The 16035-nt window shown below is 65.8% G+C and carries 15 protein-coding genes; 2 read left to right on the forward strand and 13 right to left on the reverse strand.

Features of this window, described 5'->3' with window-relative positions:
• Positions 1-250: 250 nt before the first annotated feature.
• The 12 genes from QQS14_RS14905 to QQS14_RS14960 form a co-directional block, all read right to left on the reverse strand.
• Positions 251-1108, reverse strand: coding sequence for an alpha/beta fold hydrolase (locus tag QQS14_RS14905; protein ID WP_285907810.1), 858 nt, complete (start codon positions 1106-1108; stop codon positions 251-253).
• Between the two features lie 10 nt (positions 1109-1118).
• On the reverse strand, positions 1119-1523 hold the full coding sequence (gene tsaA / locus QQS14_RS14910) for a tRNA (N6-threonylcarbamoyladenosine(37)-N6)-methyltransferase TrmO (protein WP_285907811.1): 405 nt from the start codon (positions 1521-1523) through the stop codon (positions 1119-1121).
• A gap of 28 nt (positions 1524-1551) precedes the next feature.
• Positions 1552-2505: a thiamine-phosphate kinase gene (gene thiL, locus QQS14_RS14915; RefSeq protein WP_285907812.1), complete on the reverse strand. Its 954-nt coding sequence runs from the start codon at positions 2503-2505 to the stop codon at positions 1552-1554.
• A gap of 21 nt (positions 2506-2526) precedes the next feature.
• The gene (locus QQS14_RS14920; RefSeq protein ID WP_285907813.1) at positions 2527-4659 is read right to left on the reverse strand and encodes an ATP-dependent helicase; all 2133 of its coding nucleotides are present in this window, start codon (positions 4657-4659) and stop codon (positions 2527-2529) included.
• Positions 4660-5964, reverse strand: coding sequence for an alkaline phosphatase family protein (locus tag QQS14_RS14925; protein ID WP_285907814.1), 1305 nt, complete (start codon positions 5962-5964; stop codon positions 4660-4662).
• Complete coding sequence (locus QQS14_RS14930; RefSeq protein ID WP_285907815.1) at positions 5961-6851, reverse strand: DUF2156 domain-containing protein; 891 nt, start codon at positions 6849-6851, stop codon at positions 5961-5963. Before QQS14_RS14930 ends, QQS14_RS14925 begins: the two co-directional genes overlap by 4 nt.
• Complete coding sequence (locus QQS14_RS14935) at positions 6848-8251, reverse strand: MATE family efflux transporter (RefSeq protein WP_285907816.1); 1404 nt, start codon at positions 8249-8251, stop codon at positions 6848-6850. The genes QQS14_RS14930 and QQS14_RS14935 overlap by 4 nt, the downstream gene beginning before the upstream one ends.
• A gap of 225 nt (positions 8252-8476) precedes the next feature.
• Positions 8477-9193 carry an energy-coupling factor ABC transporter ATP-binding protein gene (locus QQS14_RS14940; RefSeq protein ID WP_285907817.1) on the reverse strand — a complete coding sequence of 239 codons (717 nt, stop codon included), beginning with the start codon at positions 9191-9193 and terminating at the stop codon, positions 8477-8479.
• Positions 9190-9972: a cobalt ECF transporter T component CbiQ gene (gene cbiQ / locus QQS14_RS14945; protein WP_285907818.1), complete on the reverse strand. Its 783-nt coding sequence runs from the start codon at positions 9970-9972 to the stop codon at positions 9190-9192. Before cbiQ ends, QQS14_RS14940 begins: the two co-directional genes overlap by 4 nt.
• Before the next feature lie 134 nt (positions 9973-10106).
• Entirely contained in the window at positions 10107-10670 is a 564-nt protein-coding gene (locus QQS14_RS14950; RefSeq protein WP_285907819.1) for an HDIG domain-containing metalloprotein, read from the reverse strand.
• 150 nt (positions 10671-10820) lie between these two features.
• Entirely contained in the window at positions 10821-11774 is a 954-nt protein-coding gene (locus QQS14_RS14955; RefSeq protein ID WP_285907824.1) for an ABC transporter ATP-binding protein, read from the reverse strand.
• A gap of 12 nt (positions 11775-11786) precedes the next feature.
• The gene (locus tag QQS14_RS14960) at positions 11787-12749 is read right to left on the reverse strand and encodes an ABC transporter ATP-binding protein (RefSeq protein WP_285907820.1); all 963 of its coding nucleotides are present in this window, start codon (positions 12747-12749) and stop codon (positions 11787-11789) included.
• A gap of 89 nt (positions 12750-12838) precedes the next feature.
• On the opposite strand from QQS14_RS14960, the gene trmFO reads away from it, so the two are divergent.
• Together trmFO and QQS14_RS14970 are read left to right on the forward strand one after the other, a co-directional pair.
• A complete protein-coding gene (gene trmFO / locus QQS14_RS14965) occupies positions 12839-14215 on the forward strand; it encodes a methylenetetrahydrofolate--tRNA-(uracil(54)-C(5))-methyltransferase (FADH(2)-oxidizing) TrmFO (RefSeq protein WP_285907821.1) in 1377 nt (458 codons plus the stop codon).
• Between the two features lie 86 nt (positions 14216-14301).
• Positions 14302-15606 (forward strand): O-acetylhomoserine aminocarboxypropyltransferase/cysteine synthase family protein, encoded by a 1305-nt coding sequence (locus QQS14_RS14970; protein ID WP_285907822.1) that lies wholly within the window; start codon positions 14302-14304, stop codon positions 15604-15606.
• Between the two features lie 222 nt (positions 15607-15828).
• Here the strand turns inward: QQS14_RS14970 and QQS14_RS14975 are convergent.
• The coding region (locus tag QQS14_RS14975) for a hypothetical protein (RefSeq protein WP_285907823.1) at positions 15829-16035 on the reverse strand (207 nt) is incomplete at its 5' end.

The following is a 16035-nucleotide window of genomic DNA, read 5'->3' on the forward strand; positions in this document are numbered from 1 at the left end:
CTGGTGCTGGCTGCGGCCAGGGTAGCGGACCCGGAATTCTTCTACACCTTCGAGGTGGCGGCCGGGGCCAGCGATGTGTACAGCCCGTCCGGCAGCCGCGTCTCCAGAGTGCTCGGCCCTTTCCGGCGGCTCGTGCCGCAGTGGTAGGCAGCCGCACTGCTGGCGGTGGTGATTTTCAGACGGGGGACGCCCGATCCGCACATGCGGGTCGGGCGTCTTGTCGTTGTCAGGGTGGTCGTTGCAGGGGAGATCAGGGAAGGGCGGCCAGGAAGCGCCGCATCTCGGCGTTGAAGGTGTCCGGCTCCTCGTAGAAGGGCAGATGGCCGCTGCGCTCCAGAATTACCAGCCGCGCGCCCGGGATGGACCCGGCCACGAACCGGCCCGCGGACGGGCCAAAGCACATGTGGCGGGAGCGTCCGTACACGGCCAGGGCGGGCAACGCCACCGTGGGCAGCAGCGGCACATAGTCGCGGGCGGCGTAGTCCTCGTAGATGGCCGAGGCGGTGTGGTCGTCCGTCAGCAGGTGCTCGGCGCGCATCCAGCGCAGGGCATGGGCCGGGGCCTGGCCGGAGATGAACATCTCGTTGATGAAGCGGGTGCCGAAGGCTGCGCGGTCAAGGCGCATGGCTTCCATGTCTGCCCGTACCGCCTCGGGGCCGAGGCCGCGATAGCGATGGGTGTTCCACGGCGCGTCGGCCATGGGGTGGGGGCTGCTCTCCACCAGGGCGATGCCCGAGAGCCTGTCGCCGCCGAACTGGTGCCAGTAGTCGAGCGCCACCGAGCCGCCCATGGACCAGCCCACCAGCGCCGCCCCCTTGAGGTCCAGGGCGCGGATCACCTCGCGCAGGTCGCGGGCGTAGCGGGGGATGGTCTGCCCGCGCAATGGCGTCTCGGACCGGCCGTGGCCGCGCAGGTCCAGGGTGACCACCTGGAAGGCGTCGGCCAGCCCGTGCTGCCTGCGCCAGAACTGCGAGCTCATGGTCCAGCCGTGGATCAAGATCACCGGACGCCCCTGGCCGCGCACCTCCACCCAGAGTCGGGCGGAGTCGGTGGTGGTCACCCACCCGGCGACGTGGTTGTCGTCCCGGGTCTCGACGGCCTCGAACATGTTCATGCTCTTACGAGCCCTTGGGCACGGGCTTGATGTCGATGACCGGGGTGCCGTCAATGGCCTCCAGTGGCTCCACGATTAGGGTCGCGGGCTCCTCGATGGCCACCAGCGTGACCCGGTGCAGGCCGATGGGATTGGGCCGGTTGGGCGAGCGGGTGGTGAACACGCCGCGCATGGGCTTGTCCGTGGCCCCCCGGGGATGGACCATGAGCGGGGTGCGGTCGGACTGGTGGAACCAGGTGAAGAGTTCGAGTCGGGCGCCCGGTTCCATGGAGTCGAGCCCCTGGGCATAGGCCAGGTCAAGCTCGATGCGGGCGCGCACCGCGCCTGCCTCGCTCTCCATCTTGGGCGCGGACTCCTTGTTCTTGATGGATGACCTGACGTGTCCGATGGCGATCAGTTGCATGTCCATGTCCGCTCCTCGCGTCAAAGGATGAAGGTTACGGGGTCTCGAAATGGTCGAATCCCGGGGCCGTGAAGGGCGTGCCGTTGACGACGATGCCCGGGGTGTCCGTGACCCGGCCGATCTCGGTGAAGCCGGGCACCGAGGCCGCCTTGTCGCGCACCTCCTCGGTCATGACGCCGAGCAGGGCGTAGTCCTCGCCGCCGAGCATGGCCAGTTCCACCGGGTCGGTTCCCATGGCCAGGGCGTAGGCGATGACGTTGCCGTTGAGCATTTCGCCGCGCAGGGTCAGCTCGGCACCGAGGTTCGGCCCCAGGAAGCGGGGCAGGTCGCGGGCCAGCCCGTCGGACACGTCCATGAGCCCCTTGACCCCGGCGGCGTTGAGCAGGGTGCCGATCATCACCTTGGGCTTGGGCCGCAGGTGGGCCAGGGTGGCGGTCGGAAAGGCTTCGTGTCCCTCGCGTCCCAGAGTCTCCAGGGTCAGCAGCCCGGCCCGGGCCAGCCCCAGGTCGCCCACGGTGAAGAGGATGTCGCCGGGCGCGCAGTTGCCGCGCGTCAGGAACCGGCCGTGGCTGCCGCTCACGCCGAAGATGGAGATGCTCACGCCCAGCCGGTCGGCCCGGCTCAGGTCGCCGCCAGCCAGGGCCAGATCGGTATGCCGGGCCAGCATGGCCATGCCCTTGAAGAATCCGTTCCAGAATTCCTCGTCCAGGCCCGGCGGAATCATCAGGTCCATGGTGAAGGCAAAGGGCCTTGCGCCCATGGCCGCGATATCGCTGATGTTTACGGCCAGGGCCTTGTAGCCGATGTCTTCGGCCGTGAAGTAGTCGCGCCGGAAGTGGACATCCTCGAGGAAGAGGTCGGACGAGACGCAGATGTCGCGTCCTCCGGCCAGCACGGCGCAGTCGTCGCCGCGCCCGAGCTTGAGCAATTCATGGCCGCCGGGGAAATGGGCGTCGATGAGGTCGAGGAAGTGTTGTTCGCTTTTCATGGGGCCATTCTATGTGGATGGTCAGAGCATTTCAAGATAATCCCCGATGATGGTCTTGATGCCGAAGCCGGGGAAGTTCACCTTGTACTTGTTGGGCTCGGGGCAGGCGATGATTTTGCCCCGGCCGAAGATCTTGTGGACGCAGAAGCCGAGCTTGTCGGAATTCACCGGGGTCTTGGCGGCGGTGTCAGGCAGGCTGTCGCCCCGTGCCGTGGCCGCGTCGGGCGATGGCCGGGCGTTCGCAGGGCGGCGCGCCTCCAGCCCACCGGCGTAGGACTCCCTGACGGGCGTGTAGACCGAGTCGGGCAGCTCCAGGACAAAGGGGCTGGGCAGGGTCGGATCCGAAAGCCCGCTTTGGCGGTTGTAGACCGAGCCGGGCACGAAGAGCTTGAGGCAGTGCTTGGCCCGGGTGCAGGCCACATACATCAGGCGGCGCTCCTCCTCCAGGTCCTCGGGCCGCTGCATGGCCCGGCGCGAGGGAAAGCGGTCCTCCACCAGATCGATGAGGATGACCGCGCTCCATTCCAGCCCCTTGGCCGAGTGGACTGTGGACAGGACCACCGCGTCCTCCTTGCGCTTTTCCTCGTCCGGGTCGCCGTCGAGGCTCAGGTCGCCCAGCATCTGGTCCATGTCCGCGTAGTTGACCGCGATCTGGCTGAGCTGCTCCAGCCCGGCCTGGCGTTTGGGGTAGTCGTCCGGGTATTTGTCAATGAGGATGGGCTGATAGAAGGACATCACACGCTCCAGCACGGCCGATGGCCTGCCGACCATGGCGCGTAGCGCGTCGAGTTCGTTCAGGAGTTCGCGCAGGGCATCGTGTTTCTTGGTGGCTGCGGCCATGTATTTGACGTCGTCGGTGTGCATGGCCTTGTAGATGCTGGCCACGGTCTTGGGACCGACGCCCTTGATGTGTTCAAGCGCCCGCTGCCAGGCCATCAGGTCGTGGGGATTGACCACCAGCCGCAGCAGGGCGAGCACGTCCTTGATGTGCGCCGCCTCGTGGAAGCGGATGCCGCCGAATTTCTGGTAGTCGATGCCCACCCGGGTCAGGGCCACCTCAAGGGGAAACGACTGGTAGCCAGCCCTGAAGAGCACGGCCACCTCATGTAGCGGGTATTTGCGGCCCAGGTCGAGGATCTGGTCCACCACCAGCCGGGCCTGGGACTGGTCGCTGATGGGGTGGACCACCTCGGGCAGGGTGTCGCCGGGCAGGTCCGAGTAGAGGTGCTTGTCGAACTTGGTGGCCGCGCCGCGCAGGATCTCGTTGGTCAGGTCGAGGATCGGCTGCTCGGAGCGGTAGTTCTTCTCCAGGCGGATGATCTTCGTGCCCTCGAAAATGTTTGGAAAATCAAGGATGTTCGCCACATTCGCGCCCCGGAAGGCGTAGATGGACTGGGCATCGTCGCCCACGGCCATGACGTTGCCGCCCTCACCGGCCAGATGCTTGACGATGCGCGCCTGGACCAGATTGGTGTCCTGGTATTCGTCCACCATGATGTAGCGGTAGCGGGTGCGCAGCTGGTTGCGCAGGGGCTCGTTGCCAGCCAGCAGCTCGTCGAGCAGGAAGAGCAGGTCGTCGTAGTCCACCAGGGCGTGCTGGCGCTTGAAGGCGGCGTAGCCCTCGGCAATGGCGTTCAGGTCGTCCAGATAGGGTGAGAGGTGGTACGCCTCGCGCTCCAACACCGTCTCGATGGGGATTTCCTTGTTGCGCGACTTGGTGATCATGTCGAGCAGGGTGGCCTTCTTGGGGTAGGAGCGGTCGCCCTTGCCGAGCTTGAGCATCTCCTTGACGTCGCGGCACACGGCCTCGCAGTCGGAGCGGTCCATGAGGGTGAAGCCGCCTGCGAACCCGATGTCCGGGGCGTTGCGGCGCAGGGTGGCGTAGGCAAAGGAATGGAAGGTGCCGCCGCTGGTGGCGTTGAGGGAGTGGCCGAGGATGATCCCGGCGCGGGTCAGCATCTCCTGGGACGCCTTGCGCGTGAAGGTGAGCAGCAGGATCTGGGCCGGGTCCACGTCCTGGCGCACCAGATGGGCCAGCCGGTAGACGATGGTCCTGGTCTTGCCCGAGCCCGCCCCGGCGATGACCAGCACCGGGCCTTCGGTGGTCAGCACCGCCTCGCGCTGGGCGTCGTTGAGTTCGGTCTGAAGGTCCATTCACGCTCCCTGGGCCGGAATGTTGAAATGGTCGAGGATGGCCGCCCCGACATCACGCATGCGCTCGGGGCGCAGGCCTGCGGTGTCGGCAAAGATGGCCCCGTGGGCCGTGTGCGCGCCGGTGCGGCCGAATAGGCCGAAGACCTCGTCGCGGTCGAACTTGGCCTTGAGATCGAACCCCGGCCGGGCCAGACAGACGAGGTCAGGCACCTGGGCGCACCGCGATCCGGGGTACAATTCGTCCGAGGTGTACACATGCTCCATGACCGGCTCGCCGTCAAATGTCAGGTCGCGCAGGCCGTCACGGATGGCGGCCGCCACGGCGGGCCTGTCTGCTTCGCTGACGCGACCCCGGGCGAAGTCGCGGGTGTGGATGTATATGCGGCCAGGGTCCAGGGCAAAGGCCGTGCTCCCCGCACCGATGACCCCGGCGTCCCATTCGCTTGACGGTGCGCCGTCCGGCACCAGAAATCCCTGCTTCTTCAGCCATGTGTTGACGCAGACCTCGGTGCGCAGCCGGGTGAAGCCGTGGTCGGCCACCACCATGAGCCGCTTGGGTCCGGGCAGGGCGTCGTAGCGGGCCAGGAAACGGCCCAGGGCGTCGTCCCAGTGGGCCAGCAGGCGCATGCAGTCCAGGTGGAGCCGGTGGCCTGTGTCGAGCACCGCGTCCATGAGAAAGTGAAAGAGCCTGTCCGTCTCGGTGAAGACATGCACGAAGAGGTCCCAGGCCAGATCGGGCCAGAGCATGTCCAGGGCGGTGAGGCGCGAGGCCAGGGTGGCCCGCAGCTCGGCCAGCAGATACTCCGGGTCGGCCGCGCCGCGGCTGGTGTCCGCTTCGAGCTTGTAGCCCGCCTCGGCCAGCCTCGCGGCCAGGAAGGGCGGGTGCGCGGCCGACGCCAGATCGTGGGAGACGAAGCCCGTGACCATCATGCCGCGCAGGGGGCGGACAGGGTAGGTGCCCGGCAGGTTGATGACGCGGGAGACGAGCCCGGCCGCGCCCAGTGCATCGAAGATGGTGGTGCAGGCCACCTGCGCGCTGCCGGCGATGGACAAATGATAGGTGCGCGGATCGAGGCGCGAGAAACCGAAGATGCCGTGCCCTTCCGGCCCCCTGGCGGTTAACAGCGAGGTCCAGTTGACCGGCGACAGCTCGGGCAGTTCGGCGCGCACCGTGACCGCTCCTTCGGCCAATCGGCGGAGGGCGGGCAGGGATGCGCCCAGTTGGTGGGCCAGGGCCAGCGGCAGGCCATCCAGGCCGAGGACGACCAGTCGGCGGCGCGGTGCGGACGAGAGAAGAATGCTCACGATGACCGGGACAGCTCGGCCTCGTACTTCTTGAGGAAGAAGACGGGGTTGTAGGAGAGTTTGGCCTTGCGCAGGCCCTGGTCGCCCAGGTCCTGCTCGCGGTTGACGTTGGTGTATTCCGCGCCGTCGTTTTCCAGGAACATCTGGTTGATGGCCTGGTACACGCCCTTGTAGCGGATGTCGCCCTTCTCGAAGTGGATGACGATGGAATCCTCGCACAGGGGTTCGGCCACGGTGTAGGCGATGACCTTGCCGTCAACGCGCAGGGTCGCGCCCATGAGGCCGGTGATCTGGTCGAAGTTGTGCAGCACGCGGGTGATGGCCCGGTTCTCGGCCTTGAGTGCCTCGGAGGGGTTGTTCTCCTCGTACCACTTGTACCATTCGTCCTGCATTTCGAGCACTTCCTCCACGCATTCCGGCCCCATGGACTCGTAGCGGAAGTCGTACCCCTTGATGAACTGGTTGAGCAGGTTCTTCTTCTTGTGGAATTTCTTGCCACTCAGGCTGACCAGTTCCTCCACGGAGTAGATGTAGTCCCAGTGGTCGCGGCTCTCGATGATGGCGATGTCGTCGCCATAGGCGGTCTTCCAGAGGGTGGCCAGTTCCTCAGGCACGCGGGTGAAGCGGGCGCTCTCGCGCATTGCGCAGCAGGCGGCCCAGTCATACTTTTCCCACGGGCCGACAGGGGCCCAGTGGATCACCTCGGGCCGTGTCTGGCGGATGAAGCACATGTCCTTGTGAAATGCCCACTCCAGGCCGTAATGTTCGCTCCAGCCGAAGACGTTGGCAAAGGAGAAGTCGCTGGTCAGCAACTGCGGGCAGCCGGTCAGGGCCGCATGGTATTCCTTTTGCCTGTCGAGGGATACGGGGGCGAATTCGAGGGTCATGCAATGTCCTTGATGGCGGCGCTTGATCCGTTGCGGGCCTTGATCATAGCGAAACGCTGCCAGTTTTTGAAGGTGAAGAAGTAGAGCAGGATCAGGGACTGGACGGCCTGGGAGCAGAACATGGCGATCCAGATTCCCTCGGCGCTGTCCAGGGCCTGATGGCCGAGCCACCAGGCCAGGGGCAGGCGAAGCAGCCAGGTGGAGCCGCCCATGATGGCCATGTTGTACATGGTCGCGCCCGCGCCGTTGAAGGCTCCGGCCAGGATCAGGCTGGTCAGGGTGAAGGGCACGGCCAGCACGTTCCACTTGAGATAGCTGATGGCCTGGGCGGCCACGGCCGCGTCCCGGGTGAGCAGGGCGACCCAGGGGGTGACGAATTGCCAGACAACGACCGTGAACAGGCAGATGGAGACCATGCCAAGGCCCAGGATGCGAAAGCCTACCCGCTTGGCCTCGCCGGGCTGGCGCGCGCCCAGCGCATTGCCCACCAGGATGCCGGCCGTCATGTTGAAGGCCATGGCGGGCAGGAAGAGCAGGGCCTCGATGCGTAGGCCGATGGCCATGCCCGCCAGGGCGTTGACCGCGTCGCGCGGCAGGCTGCCGGTGATGGTGTAGAGGACCAGGTACCCGGAATGCCAGATGATCTGCATCAGTCCGGCGGGCCAGGCCACCTTGAAGATATAGGGCGTGGCGCGCTTCATCCAGCGCATGGGCGCGAAGCTCGACGGATTGAGCAGCCCCTTTCGCCACAGCACGATGATATTGAGGGCCGCGCCCGCCGTGACCGAGGCGAAGGTGGCCCAGGCCAATCCCTTGAAACCGAGATTGGGCAGGCCCCACCAGCCGAGTCCCAGGCCGACATCGAGCACAGTGTTGGTGGCGGTGACCAGTATCATGCAGTAGAGCGGGAACATCACCTCGCGCCGTGCCCGGAAGATGGCATTGGTGATGATCAGCAGATAGTAGGGCGGCAGCACCAAGAGGTAGACTTCGAGAAAGTATTCCGTGATGGGCCGCATGGTTGCGGGCACCTGGAGCGCGGTCACCAGCCAATCTTTCACCGGTAGGACCAGGGCCAGGAAGAGGCCGCCGATCAGGACCGCGAGAATGAGGCACAGCCCGATGTAGCGCTGCACCCGCTTGTGGAGCCCGGCGCCCATGGACTGGCTGATGGCCGCCACCGCGCCGTTTGCCACGGCCGTGGCCAGCACCAGCAGAAAGAAGAGCGATTGGGTGATGATGCCCAGCGACGCCTGGACTTCGCGGTCGATGTGCCCGGCCACCCAGACATCGGTCAGGCCGATGAGGAAGTGGAAGAACATCATCAGCAGTTGGGGCCAGGCCAGATGCCAGATGGTGCGGTATGAGTTCTTGTGGATGGCGCTGGGCGTGTCTGGCATCAATGGTCGCCTTTGGAGGATGTGCCGGAAGCGTGTCGGTATCGGTGAATAATAAGGTCGTATCCCTGGTTGCCAAGGTCCAGGCGACGCTTTTGCGGGAATGATCGGAGAATTTTCCCCGGGTGCGTCGGGTGGAGGGGGCCAAGTGTGCGCAAATGCAGCCGCGCGGTCAAGTCGCAAGACGAGGCCGGGCGAGAACCGGGCGGGCCGGATTGCCGATGCCGGTCAGTGCTGGTGCGGGATGTCGCCCTCTTCATGAACATGGACATGGCTGTGCGGGGCGAGGCGGCCGGGCACGATGCGTCCGTCGCGCAGGGCCAGGAGCGTGTCCGTGGTGGCGGCCAGGAAGTCGGGCTCGTGGGAGACCACCAGCCGGGCCATGGGCAGCCCGGCCAGGATGGACACCAGCCGCTCCCTGGACTCGGGCGAGAGGCCGGTGGTGGGCTCGTCGAGCACCAGCACCTCGGGGCGCATGGACAGGATGGTGGCCAGGGCCACCAGTTTCTTCTCGCCCCCGGAGAGTCGGTAGGGCACATAGTCCTCGAATCCGGAGAGGCCCACCGTGGTCAGGGCTTCGGTCGCCCTCTGCCGGGCCTCGTCGGGCGACAGGCCCTGGTTGAGGGGGCCAAAGGCCACGTCGTCGAGCACGGTGGGGCAGAAGAGCTGGTCGTCGGAGTTCTGGAACAGGAACCCGATGCGCAGGCGCGCCTCGTCAAAGGCCCGGCCATCGGCCATGGTTCGCCCGAAGAGGCGCACCTCGCCCCGCTGCGGGTGGAGCAGCCCCATGAGGATGTGGAGCATGGTGGTCTTGCCCGCGCCATTGGGGCCGAAGAGGCCGACCCTCTCTCCCTCGTGCAGGTGGAAGTTCAGTCCCGACAGGCAGATGCCGCGGCCAGGGAAGGTGTATTCGATATCCGAGAGTTCGATGACGGCGCTGGTCATGCAAGCCCCCTGCGGGTGGTTTCGAGCCAGATGAAGGCCGCGGCCATGGCGGTGCAGCCCGCGAGCAGCATGACGTCGCGGGCCGACACGGTGAAGCGGGCCATGGAATGGAAGCGGCCCCGGAAGCCCCGGCAGCGCATGGCGCTATGCACGCGCTCAGCCCGGTCCCAGCTCCTGACCAGGAGCATGCCCATCAGCCAGGCCACGGCGCGATAGGTGTGGCGGTTGGTGCCGGGCGTGAAGCCGCGTGCGGCCATGGCCCGGCGCATGGTTCGGTATTCCTGGTGGATGACAAAGAGGTAGCGGTAGGTGAAGAGCAGGATATGGCAGAGCTTTTCCGGCACCTTGAGCCGCTGCATGGCCGGGCCAAGGTCCTGCATGGGGATGGTGGCCATCAGGGCGAGCAGGGTCAGGACGATGGCGTTGGACTTGACCGTGATCAGCAGGGCGAGGTCCACACCCGCGCGGCTGGCGGCCAGGGGGCCAAGACGCAGGACGGGTTCGCCCTGGGCGGCGAGGGGCACGGAAAAGGGCAGAAATATCCAGAGGAAGACGATGAACACGTTGACCACGGCCAGCCGCCGGATCACGGTTTGCGGCCGCAGCCCGGCCAGGAGCGTCAGCCCGGCTCCGGTGGCCAAGGCGAGCAGGGCCGGGGGCAGCCAGTGGAGCAGGGCGGTGGTCACGGTCAGCAGCACGGCGCAACCAAGCCGCACCCGGGGGTCCATGGTGTGGATGATGGAGTCGCCATGCGCCAGGGACTGGTCTATCGTCGCCACGTCTGCTCCGCTGCCTCCCGGGTGTGGGAAGGGTTTTCGTCAGGACACTCTGGCGTAGTACAAAGACGGTGATCGTGCAACCACGGGATGATCATCGGGCGGGAAGTCCTTGGCCTGTGTTGCCGCCGAGCCGATCACTCGGGCGCAAGACCCACTTCGGGCGCAATGTCGGTGATGGCGTCGATGGCCACCTGGAGGAATTCGCCAAGCTCAAGGCCGATGCGCTCGCATTCGCGGATGCAGTCGCGGTTGACACTGGCCGCGAACGCCTTGTCCTTCATTTTCTTTTTCAGGCTCTTGGGCTGCATGCCATCGATGCGGGTGGGCCTGACCAGAGCGCCTGCGTGGACCATGCCGGTGACGGTCTCGCCGCAACGCAGGGCGTGGTCGAATTCGGTCTGCGGCCCTTCGGCCCCGTTCAGTTCCGAGGCGTGGCGGCGGATGGCGTCCAGCGCCTCGTCGGGCAGTTTTCCGGCGAGCATGTCCACGCTGTCCAGCCCGTGGCGGGCGTGGTTGTCGCGGGTGGCGGCGTAGTCCAGGTCGTGGAGCAGTCCGGTCACTCCCCACAGTTCCTCGTCGCGCCCCAGCCTGCGGGCCAGACCGCGCATGACCGCCTCGGACTCCAGGGCGTGGTGGATCAGGTTGGGCTCGTCGTTGTGTGCCTTGAGCAGGGTCAGGGCGTCTTGGCTGGTGATCATTGCAGGCTCCGCAAAATGTTAAAGTTAAACTTTAGGCTTAACAAAATAGACAACAAGTTTAGTCTATTGCCAGATTTGCTGCTGATGGTATGCCCGTGTTCCGGCCATGTCCAGACACAGTTGGCGCATCCTGTGAGCATGACAGAAAGGTCAATACAGCCAGCAGGCCACCTGGACGCCTGGGGCTGTCTCGCGCAGCTCCGGCCGCTCCTGCGGGCAGCGCTCAAAGGCCTTGGGGCAGCGGGGATGGAAGGGACAGCCCGAGGGCGGGTTCATGGGGCTTGGCAGTTCGCCGCTCAAGGGGATGCGCTCGGTCCGGCGCGTGGGATCGGGCGTGAGCACGGCCGAGAGCAGGGCCTCGGTATAGGGATGCCGGGGGGTGGCGAAGATATCCGCGCCCGGCCCGATCTCCATGATCCGGCCCAGGTACATGACGGCCACCCGGTCCGCAATGTGGCTGACCACGGACAGGTCGTGGGAGATGAAGACATAGGTCAGGTCGAGCCGGGTTTGAAGGGTCTTGAGCAGGCGCAGGATCTGGGCCTGGACCGAGACATCAAGCGCCGAGACCGGCTCGTCGCAGACGATCAGGTCAGGGTCCAGGGCCAGGGTCCGGGCCACTGCCACGCGCTGGCGCTGGCCGCCGGAGAATTCGTGGGGATAGCGGGTGCCGTGCTCGGGCCGAAGGCCCACAAGGCCCAGCAGCTCCTGCACCCGGGCGCGGCGTTCGGCCCGTGTGCCAATGGAATGGATATCCAGCCCCTCGCGGATGATGGAGCCGATTTTCTGGCGCGGATTGAGCGACGAGTAAGGGTCTTGGAAGATCATCTGCATCTTGCGGCGCAGTGCTTTCTCGGGCCAGTCGGACACGTCGCGGTCCTGGAAGACGATGCGGCCGGAGCTGATCGATTCGAGGCCCATGACGCACTTGGCCAGGGTGGATTTGCCGCAGCCCGATTCGCCCACCAGCCCCAGGGTTTCGCCCTTGCTGACGGTCAGGCTGACGCCGTCCACGGCGCGCACGGCATCGGTCTTGAGCCCCAGCAGGCCGCTGGTGACCTTGTAGTGCTTGCCCACGTCGATGAGTTGGAGAAAGGCGGAAATGGCGGCGTCCTCCTATTGATGAAGCCAGCAGCGCACCCGGCGGCCCGATCCGGCCTCAAGGAGCGGGGGCAGGGTCGTGCAGCGGTCAAAGGCGTCCTTGCAGCGGGGGCGGAACCGGCACCCCTCGGGCAGGTCGAAGATGCCGGGCACGATGCCGGGGATTGGGTTCAGCTCGCTGCGGTCGCCCAGTACAGGGACCGAGGCGAGCAGCCCACGGGTATAGGGGTGCAGCGGCTCTGCGAAAAGCGGCCCCACCTCGCACAGCTCCACCACCTTGCCCGCATACATCACCGCCACCCGCTGGGCCATGCGCGCCACCACGCCGAGGTCGTGGGTGATGAGCATCAGCGAGCCGTTCATGCGCGCCTTGAGTTCGTTCATCAGGTCGAGAATCTGGGCCTGGACCGTGACATCGAGCGCCGTGGTCGGTTCGTCGGCGATGAGAATGGCCGGGTTGCAGGCCAGGGCCATGGCGATCATCACCCGCTGGCGCATGCCGCCGGACAGTTCGTGGGGATAGGCCCGGGCCACCTTGACCGGGTTGGGGATGCCAACCAGGGCCAGGGCGTCCACGGCCCCGGCCAAGGCCGCGCGCCGGTCCAGCCCCTGGTGCAGCCGCAGCGGCTCGGCGATCTGGTCGTCGATGCGGAAGACAGGGTTGAGAGCGGTCATGGGCTCCTGGAAGACCATGGAGATCTGGTTGCCCCGGATGCGCCGCAGCTCGGACTCGTCCATGGCGAGCAGATCGTGCCCCTGGTAGAGGATGGAGCCGTCAGTGACCCGGCCTGGCGGATCGGGCACCAGGCCGAGGATGGACAGGGCGAGCACGGTCTTGCCGCAGCCGGACTCGCCTACCACGGCCAGGGTTTCCCCTTGCATTAGGGAGAGGCTGACGGTATCCACCGCCTTGGCGATGCCTTGCGGGGAGGAAAACCGGGTCGTCAGCCCGCGTATGTCCAGAAGCGTGTCGCTCATTGTCTGTTCCATCAGGCTTTTCACAGGTTCGCCGTTTTGCCCCGTATACGGCATATCACGGCGAACGTAAACGATACCGGGGATATGAAATGGCACGGGTTGCGATCATCGGCGGCGGTCTGGCCGGGTGCGACTGCGCCTGGCAGCTGGCCCGGGCCGGGGTGTCTGTCGAACTGTACGAGATGAAGCCGGACAAGCGGTCCGAGGCGCACACCGAGGACGGGCTGGCCGAGCTGGTCTGCTCCAACTCCTTTCGCGCCATCGGCCCGGCAGCGGCCATCGGCCTGCTCAAGGACGAGATGGACAGCCTGGGCAGCCTGATCATGGAAGCGGCCCACGCCACCAAGGTCCCGGCAGGCGGAGCCCTGGCCGTGGACAGGGCGCTTTTCTCCGAACACATCACCCGCAGGATCAGCGAACACCCGCTGATCACGGTCATCCGCCGCGAGATCGCGGACCTCGACGCGCCCGAACTGGCCGGGGCCGATGCCGTGGTCGTGGCCGCCGGGCCGCTGGCCAGCCAGTCGCTGACGGCCAGCCTGATCAGCGTGGTGGGCGACGAGCGGCTTTATTTCTACGACGCCATCGCGCCCATCGTGACCCGCGAATCCATTGATTTCGACAAGGCCTTTTGGGGCTCGCGCTGGAAGCCCGAGGACGACGACTACCTCAACTGCCCCATGACCGAGGACGAGTACAAGGGTTTTGTGGCCGCGCTGCTGGCGGGCGACAAGGTCCTGCCGCGCGATTTCGAGCAGGAGGTTCACTTCGAGGGGTGCCTGCCTGTTGAGGCCATGGCCGAGCGTGGCGAGATGACCCTGGCTTTCGGCCCCCTCAAACCCGTGGGGTTGACGGACCCCAGGACCGGCGAGCGGCCCTTTGCCGTGGTCCAGCTGCGCACCGAGAACCAAGACAAGACCGCCTTCAACCTCGTGGGCTTTCAGACCAAGCTCAAGTACCCGGAACAAAGGCGCATTTTCCGCATGATCCCCGGTCTTGAAAACGCCGAGTTCCTGCGCCTTGGTTCCATCCATCGCAATACCTATGTCAACGCGCCCGAGGTGCTCGATGGCGACCTCCAGCTTCGGGCCCGGCCCGGCTATTATCTCGCCGGGCAGCTCACCGGGGTGGAAGGGTATCTGGAATCCGCCGCCTGCGGCCTCTGGGTGGGGCTGTCGCTGGCGCGGAGGCTGTCCGGCGGGCCCGTGCCTGCGCCGCCGTCCGAGACGGCCCTGGGGGCGCTTCTGGGGCATCTGGCCACTAAGCCCAACAAGCGATTCCAGCCTTCCAATGTCAATTTCGGCCTCATGCCCGGCCTGCCCGGCAAGATGAAGAAGAAATTCCGCAAGGAGGCCTACGGCGCACGCGCCCAGGAAGCCTTTGCCGCCTGGCTCGGCCGGACCGGGCTGGGCGGGGCCGGATCGGAAGGAACCTCGGGCGGGGGCGAAACATCGGGACTTGCCTAAATCGGGGCTTTTGCGCATGGTGAAGTGGAAGGACTGCCCGCATGGCCGCGCGGCAGGCCGAAATCTTTGACCACAGGAGCGCAACCATGGCCGACAAACCCCTGGGGCCGCAGACCCTGGCCCTGCATGCGGGGCATTCGCCCGATGCCGACACCGGCTCAAGGGCCGTGCCCGTGTACCTGACCACCAGCTATGTCTTCCGCGACACCGAGCACGCGGCCAACCTCTTCGCCCTCAGGGAGCCGGGCTACATTTATACCCGGCTGATGAACCCGACCACCGATGTGCTGGAGCGGCGGCTGGCCGAACTGCACGGGGCGGCGGGCGCGCTGGCCACGGCCTCGGGCATGGCCGCCATCTTCTACGCCGTGACCACCATCACCTCGGCCGGGCAGAACATCGTCACCGGCTCCAATCTCTACGGCGGCACCCAGACCCTGTTCGAGCACACCCTCAAGCGGTTCGGCATCGAGGCGCGGTTCGTGGACTCGTCCGATCCGGCCAACTTCGCGGCGGCCATCGACAGGAACACGCGGCTTGTCTACACCGAGTCCATTGGCAACCCGCGCTGCAACGTGGACGACATCAGGGGCATCGCCGACGTGGCCCACGCCCACGGCCTGCCCCTTGTCCTCGACGCCACGGTCTCGCCGCCGCCCATGTTCAACGGGTTCGACCACGGGGCCGACATCCTGGTCTACTCGCTGACCAAGATCATCGGCGGCCACGGCACGGCCATCGGCGGCGTCATCGTGGACAAGGGCAGCTTCGACTGGGGCGCGTCGGGCAAATATCCCGAGCTGACCGGGTCGGACCCCACCTATGGCGGGGTCAACCTCTGGGAGGCCCTGGGCGGCGCGCAGGGCAAAGCCTGCCCGGCCCTGGCCACCAAGACGCGCATCGGCCTGCTGCGCGACACCGGGGCGGCCCTGTCACCCATGAACAGCTTCCTCATCCTCCAGGGGCTCGAAACCCTGCCCCTGCGCGTGCGCAAGCATTGCGAGAACGCCCGCAAGGTCTCGGAATTCCTGGAAACACACTACGCCGTGGAGTGGGTCAACTACGCCGGCTTGCCAAGCCACAAGGACCACGACCGGGCAGCGGCCATGTTCCCGCTGGGGCCGGGCGCGGTCTTCGGCTTCGGGGTCAAGGGCGGGCTTGAGGCCGGGCAGCGGTTCATCGAGTCGGTCAGGCTCTGCTCGCATCTGGCCAACATCCTCGACGCCAAGACCCTGGTCATCCATCCGGCCTCGACCACCCACTCCCAGTCCACCCCGGCCGAGCAGCTGGCCGCGGGCGTCCCGCCGGACATGATCCGCATCTCCGTGGGCATCGAGGATGTGGAGGACATCATCGCCGACCTGGATCAGGCCCTGGCCAAGTCGCAATGACGCATCGAAAGGAAAGGGAAGGAAAAGCCCCGGAGCGATCCGGGGCGTTCAGCAGAGGTGCGGACCAAAAAATGCCCCCGATTTTCGGGGGTTTTTCATTCATTGTGACGACCCCTTGAATGCCATTCAAGGAGCGTGGCTTGTATCTCTTGAAATCATTTGCGAATTTTCTGAATGGATACCATCATTATGCGAAAAACGGCGATTTTGTGCCATGGGAGGTTATCCACTCTCTGCATCCGAAAGATAGGATTTCACCTTTCCCGGACACAGATTCATCCCCTCTTCCAAGGCCTCCTCAGGGGTAGAACGAATAATGCTGAACCACGACCCATCGGTGGAGATATCAATACGCGGAACTCTCGTTGTAAAATTATGACCCACAATTGAAATCATTTGATCGGGGCAATCTTCTATAATCTCCTTTAG

This window comes from Pseudodesulfovibrio pelocollis (assembly GCF_030282845.1).
GTDB classification, from domain to species: domain Bacteria; phylum Desulfobacterota; class Desulfovibrionia; order Desulfovibrionales; family Desulfovibrionaceae; genus Pseudodesulfovibrio; species Pseudodesulfovibrio pelocollis.

Bases quoted from the DNA above. Each gene is read 5' to 3' on its own strand.
- QQS14_RS14905 (WP_285907810.1), bottom strand. From the start codon at position 1,108: ATGTTCGAGGCCGTCGAGACCCGGGACGACAACCACGTCGCCGGGTGG.
- tsaA (WP_285907811.1), bottom strand. From the start codon at position 1,523: ATGGACATGCAACTGATCGCCATCGGACACGTCAGGTCATCCATCAAG.
- thiL (WP_285907812.1), bottom strand. From the start codon at position 2,505: ATGAAAAGCGAACAACACTTCCTCGACCTCATCGACGCCCATTTCCCC.
- QQS14_RS14920 (WP_285907813.1), bottom strand. From the start codon at position 4,659: ATGGACCTTCAGACCGAACTCAACGACGCCCAGCGCGAGGCGGTGCTG.
- QQS14_RS14930 (WP_285907815.1), bottom strand. From the start codon at position 6,851: ATGACCCTCGAATTCGCCCCCGTATCCCTCGACAGGCAAAAGGAATAC.
- QQS14_RS14935 (WP_285907816.1), bottom strand. From the start codon at position 8,251: ATGCCAGACACGCCCAGCGCCATCCACAAGAACTCATACCGCACCATC.
- QQS14_RS14940 (WP_285907817.1), bottom strand. From the start codon at position 9,193: ATGACCAGCGCCGTCATCGAACTCTCGGATATCGAATACACCTTCCCT.
- QQS14_RS14950 (WP_285907819.1), bottom strand. From the start codon at position 10,670: ATGATCACCAGCCAAGACGCCCTGACCCTGCTCAAGGCACACAACGAC.
- QQS14_RS14960 (WP_285907820.1), bottom strand. From the start codon at position 12,749: ATGAGCGACACGCTTCTGGACATACGCGGGCTGACGACCCGGTTTTCC.
- trmFO (WP_285907821.1), top strand. From the start codon at position 12,839: ATGGCACGGGTTGCGATCATCGGCGGCGGTCTGGCCGGGTGCGACTGC.
- QQS14_RS14970 (WP_285907822.1), top strand. From the start codon at position 14,302: ATGGCCGACAAACCCCTGGGGCCGCAGACCCTGGCCCTGCATGCGGGG.